The 4,271-nt window shown below is 61.2% G+C and carries 6 protein-coding genes and 1 pseudogene; 4 read left to right on the forward strand and 3 right to left on the reverse strand.

From position 1 onward, the window contains the following. The coding region (locus tag MUW49_RS08215; protein WP_210537842.1) for a transposase at window positions 1–142 on the forward strand (142 nt) is incomplete at its 5' end. 79 nt (window positions 143–221) lie between these two features. Here MUW49_RS08215 and MUW49_RS08220 read toward each other — a convergent pair. Further along, window positions 222–1,340: a fatty acid desaturase gene (locus MUW49_RS08220; RefSeq protein WP_124813492.1), complete on the reverse strand. Its 1,119-nt coding sequence runs from the start codon at window positions 1,338–1,340 to the stop codon at window positions 222–224. Between the two features lie 149 nt (window positions 1,341–1,489). Here MUW49_RS08220 and fabR point away from each other — a divergent pair, with 149 nt between their 5' ends. Together fabR and MUW49_RS08230 are read left to right on the forward strand one after the other, a co-directional pair. After that, entirely contained in the window at window positions 1,490–2,110 is a 621-nt protein-coding gene (gene fabR, locus MUW49_RS08225) for an HTH-type transcriptional repressor FabR (protein ID WP_010672598.1), read from the forward strand. 19 nt (window positions 2,111–2,129) lie between these two features. Beyond that, window positions 2,130–2,495 (forward strand): YijD family membrane protein, encoded by a 366-nt coding sequence (locus MUW49_RS08230; protein ID WP_010672599.1) that lies wholly within the window; start codon window positions 2,130–2,132, stop codon window positions 2,493–2,495. Between the two features lie 33 nt (window positions 2,496–2,528). Here MUW49_RS08230 and MUW49_RS08235 read toward each other — a convergent pair whose 3' ends face one another. Both MUW49_RS08235 and rsmD read right to left on the reverse strand, forming a co-directional pair. Beyond that, the gene (locus MUW49_RS08235; RefSeq protein WP_010672600.1) at window positions 2,529–2,843 is read right to left on the reverse strand and encodes a DUF1145 domain-containing protein; all 315 of its coding nucleotides are present in this window, start codon (window positions 2,841–2,843) and stop codon (window positions 2,529–2,531) included. Window positions 2,844–2,951: 108 nt separating this feature from the next. Beyond that, window positions 2,952–3,581 (reverse strand): 16S rRNA (guanine(966)-N(2))-methyltransferase RsmD, encoded by a 630-nt coding sequence (gene rsmD / locus MUW49_RS08240; RefSeq protein ID WP_124813493.1) that lies wholly within the window; start codon window positions 3,579–3,581, stop codon window positions 2,952–2,954. A gap of 110 nt (window positions 3,582–3,691) precedes the next feature. Between rsmD and MUW49_RS08245 the strand changes: the two are divergent. Continuing rightward, window positions 3,692–4,271: pseudogene (locus MUW49_RS08245) on the forward strand (signal recognition particle-docking protein FtsY); the annotation flags it as partial.

Genomic DNA, 4,271 nt, shown 5'->3' on the forward strand with positions numbered 1-4,271 from the left:
TGCAAACTACCCGATGCACACGAGTGTGCTGGAAGGGGTGAACAACAAGATCAAAGTGATAAAGCGTATGGCATATGGATTTAGGGACTCAGAATACTTTTTTCTGAAAATCAAGGCGGCCTTCCCCGGAAAGCCGCGATGAACCATTTTTTATGCCCGCCGTCTGCTTGCCCAATCAAAAAGACCGCCTGCTGGCGGTCTTTTGCGTGATGTCTCGGCGATCAGGCGAGGCCCGCCAGCAGACGACTCCAGTTGCGCTTGGCAACGAGGAAACCGTCTCGCAATGTGCGGTACTCCAGTTGCAGCCTGAGCCTGTCGTAGCGTGCGAGGGCTGTGCGCTTGCGCTGCTCCAGCAGTGACTTGCGGCTGGCATAGTAGTGCTGGATCTGCAGGCTCAGCTTGTCGTACTCCTCCTGCAGCAGTGCCTGCCAGCGTTCCCTGTCGTCCTGCTGGTGCACTCTGGCCTGGGCGCGCTTGAGTTGCATCTCCAGCCTGGCCTGCTCGATGCGTTCCTCCGGGCAGGATCTCAGGTCTTTGGCGAGCCCGCACCAGGCGGCGGTGCGGATCAGCCACTTGGTGGGATCGAACTGCCACCACTGAATGCCGTTGCGGTAGTCGTTCTCGAACAGGTGATGGAAGTTGTGATAGCCCTCGCCAAAGGTGAAGAAGGCCAGGATGCCGTTGTCCCGGGCGCTGTTGCGATCCGTGAACGGCTGGCTGCCCCAGATGTGGGCCAGGGAGTTGATGAAGAAGGTGGTGTGATGGGTCATCACCATGCGCAGCACCCCAGCCAGCAGCATCATGCCGAGCAAATCCCCGTGCAGGAGGCCGAGCAGCAGCGGAATGCCGATGTTGGTGACCAGAGCCAGGGCGAGATAGTGCCTGTGCTGGAAGGCGACCACGGGGTTGTTTTGCAGGTCGCGCACATTGCTGTAGTCGTGGTAGGTATCGCGCTGGTATTCCCGCAGCATCCAGCCGATGTGGGAGTACCAGAAGCCGCGACCCGCACTGTAGGGATCCTTCTGGTTGTCATCCACGTGGCGGTGGTGGCGGCGATGATCCGAGGACCAGTGCAGCGCCGAGTTCTGCAGGGCGAGCGCGCCTCCGATGGCGAAGATCCATTGCAGGGCCGGGTGCGCCTTGTAGGCCTTGTGGGACCAGAGCCTGTGGTAGCCGGCGGTGATGGAGATGCCGCAATAGCAGAACAGCAGCAGGAAGCAGAGCCACTGCCAGAGGTCGTAGCCCTGGCTCAGTCCATACCAGGGGACCGCTATCAGTGCCGTCAGCCCGGAGAGGGCGAACAGCAGGGTGTTGGTCATGATGATCGGGGGGCGGTCCATTTCACTCGGCTCCTTTCAGCGAACAGCTGTTCACTATTCTCCATTGAGCCGGAATGCGGGTCAATGGTAAAAAAGTCGGAGACAAACCTGATCCCGGCCCCGCCTTCGGGTTATCATCTGGCCTCGCTAATCTCAAGGTGACTGTTTTCGTGGGTATTCGCGCGCAACAAAAAGAAAAAACCCGGCGTACGCTGATCGAGGCGGCGTTCAGTCAACTCTGCGCCAACCGCAGTTTCTCCAACCTCAGCCTGCGGGAAGTGGCCAGAGAGGCGGGCATAGCGCCGACCTCCTTCTATCGCCACTTTCGGGACATGGAAGAGCTGGGGCTGACGCTGGTGGACGAGGGAGGGCTGACCCTGCGCCAACTGATGCGCCAGGCGCGCCAGCGCATTGCCGGTGGTGGCAGCGTCATCAGCACCTCGGTGCAGACCTTCATGGAATTCGTCGAAAACAACCCGAACATCTTCCGGCTACTGCTGCGCGAGCGCTCCGGCACCTCGGCTGCATTCCGTCAGGCGGTGGCTCGGGAGATCCAGCACTTCATCGCCGAGCTGACCGATTATCTGGAAGCCACCACGCAGGCGCCACGGGAAGAGGCCTATATCCAGGCGGAGGCCATGGTGACCATCGTCTTCAGCGCCGGTGCAGACGCCCTCGACATGACCCCGGAAGAGTGCAAGGCACTGTCGGAGCGCACCATCAGCCAGTTGCGGATGATCGCCATGGGCGCCGAGGTGCAGAACCGCAAGCGCCACGAATCTCTCACATAACGCAAGGATGGACAGCCTCATGCATGAACCGAACGCGATTCCGAAGAAGCCCCTGGTGCTGGCCCTGCTGATCGGTATCTGTGGCGATGCCTTCCTGTCGGCCTTGACGGAGTCGGTCGTTCCCTTCTCCTTCTACCCCCTCATCGCCCTGTTGCTGGCGGCCAGCCAGCTCTATCAGCACTATCGCCATGAGCCCATGGTGGGCAACACACCCAGCTGCATCCTGCTCTGCTTCTTTATCGGCGTGTTCGGCCATTCTGCCCTGGTCAAGGTGCAGTACCCCGAGCTTGGCAGCAACTTCTTCTCCCTCATTGCCATGCTGCTGCTGCTCGCCGCTCTCTCCATCAAGCTGGGAATCAGCCTCGGAAAAACGCAGAAGGAGTGACGAATCACTCCTTCTGGTCGGGCCGGGGGGGGCCTAGTCGGCCCTGGGGGGAGTCTCTCCCTTCTTCCTGGCGTCTATGATGGCCTGCAGCTTGGTGCGGATATCCATCATGCCGAACACCCCGAAGATCAGCACCTGGGTGAATTCGAGACGAGTGACAGCGAAGTAGGGTTTGCATGCCGCCTTGATCATGCTGGCCTGTACCCAGTGCATCAATATCACGATGACGCCGCACACCGGCAGAAAGCCGTTCAGTTTGCCCGGCAGGGTGCCCAGCAGGGCGAGTGCCACACCGAACCAGAAGAACAGCAGCACCCCCATCGCCAACAGATTAAACACCCGCTTCATCGTTTACCTCCCGTACATAGAGTTGATAGCAGGCCTGATGTGATCGACCTGCTTGTCCTTGAGCCGTTGTCCAAATTGACGGAGAAGGGGACTGTGCCCATCTCCCCTTTAAACCGCAGCATCATGCTTGGTGTCCCGCAGATAGAGCTGATAGCAGACCTGACCAGCCTGCTTGTCCTTGAGTAGTTTCCAGCTGGCGGGCAGCGCCAGATCGACCATCTCTTTTTCCCGCTCCAGATAGATGAGGGCATCGGATGCCAGCCAGCCGCGTTGCTCCAGCAGCTCGCACACCTGGGGCAGCAGCTCGCGACGAAACGGTGGGTCCAGAAAGACCAGATCGAAGGGGGTGGCCGGGCCTTGCAGCCAGCTCACGGCATCGGCCTGGATCACCTGCCCCTGGCTGCTGCCCAGGGTCGTCAGGTTCTTCTTGAGCTGGTCGGCGGCGCCTCTGTCCATCTCGATCAGGGTGACCTGTTCGGCATAGCGGGACAAGGCTTCCAGCCCCAGCCCGCCGCTGCCGGCGAACAGATCCAGGCAGCGGGTACCGCGCACGTGGGGAGCCAGCCAGTTGAAGATGGTCTCCTTGACGCGATCCGTGGTGGGCCTGAGCCCTTCCACATCCCTGACGGGGAGTTTGCGCCCCTTCCATTGGCCGCTGATGATTCGTACCACGCCCGCTCGCCCCTGGGGGGCCGGGCTCTTGCTCGGGCTGTTACGGCTGGATTTCACTCTGGGCATCGCGTTTCGTCGTCAGAAAATAAAGTGATAGTATAAGGCGGTTCATTTTTATGCCGACCCGCCGAGGGACGGCTATCTTAGCAGTCAGCCTTTGATGTGAGTATTTTTAGATGGCAAAAGGTTTGTTTTCCTGGCTGGGTTTCGGCCGCAAGAAAGAAGAGGCTGAGGCCGTTCCATCGCAGGCGCCCGACGCTACCCCGGCGGTAGTCGAGTCGCAGGCCGCCGCTGTTCCTGCGCCTGTCGCCGATGTTGCCCCGGCTGATGCCCCCGCCGCCAAGCCCGAAGCGCCGCTGAGCGGCCCTGACGAAGGCCCCCTGGTTGTGGAAGAGCCGGAGGGCGAGCTGGAGCCCGTCATCGTCAATGAGGCTTTGATATCAACCGAAGCTCAGGTCGCAGAAGAAGCCCGTGTTGCCGCCGAGGATCGCGCCGCAGAAGAAGCCCGTATTGCCGCCGAGGCTCGTGCCGCGGAAGAAGCCCGTATTGCCGCCGAAGCCCGCGCCGCAGAAGAAGCCCGTGTTGCCGCCGAAGCCCGTGCCGCGGAAGAGGCCCGTATTGCTGCCGAAGCCCGCGCTGCGGAAGAGGCTCGTGTTGCTGCCGAAGCCCGCGCTGCGGAAGAGGCTCGCATCGCTGCCGAAGCCCGTGCTGCGGAAGAAGCTCGTATTGCCGCCGAAGCTCGCGCTGCGGAAGAGG

It is taken from the genome of Aeromonas sp. LsrichE-8G (assembly GCF_022869435.1).
GTDB lineage: Bacteria > Pseudomonadota > Gammaproteobacteria > Enterobacterales > Aeromonadaceae > Aeromonas > Aeromonas caviae.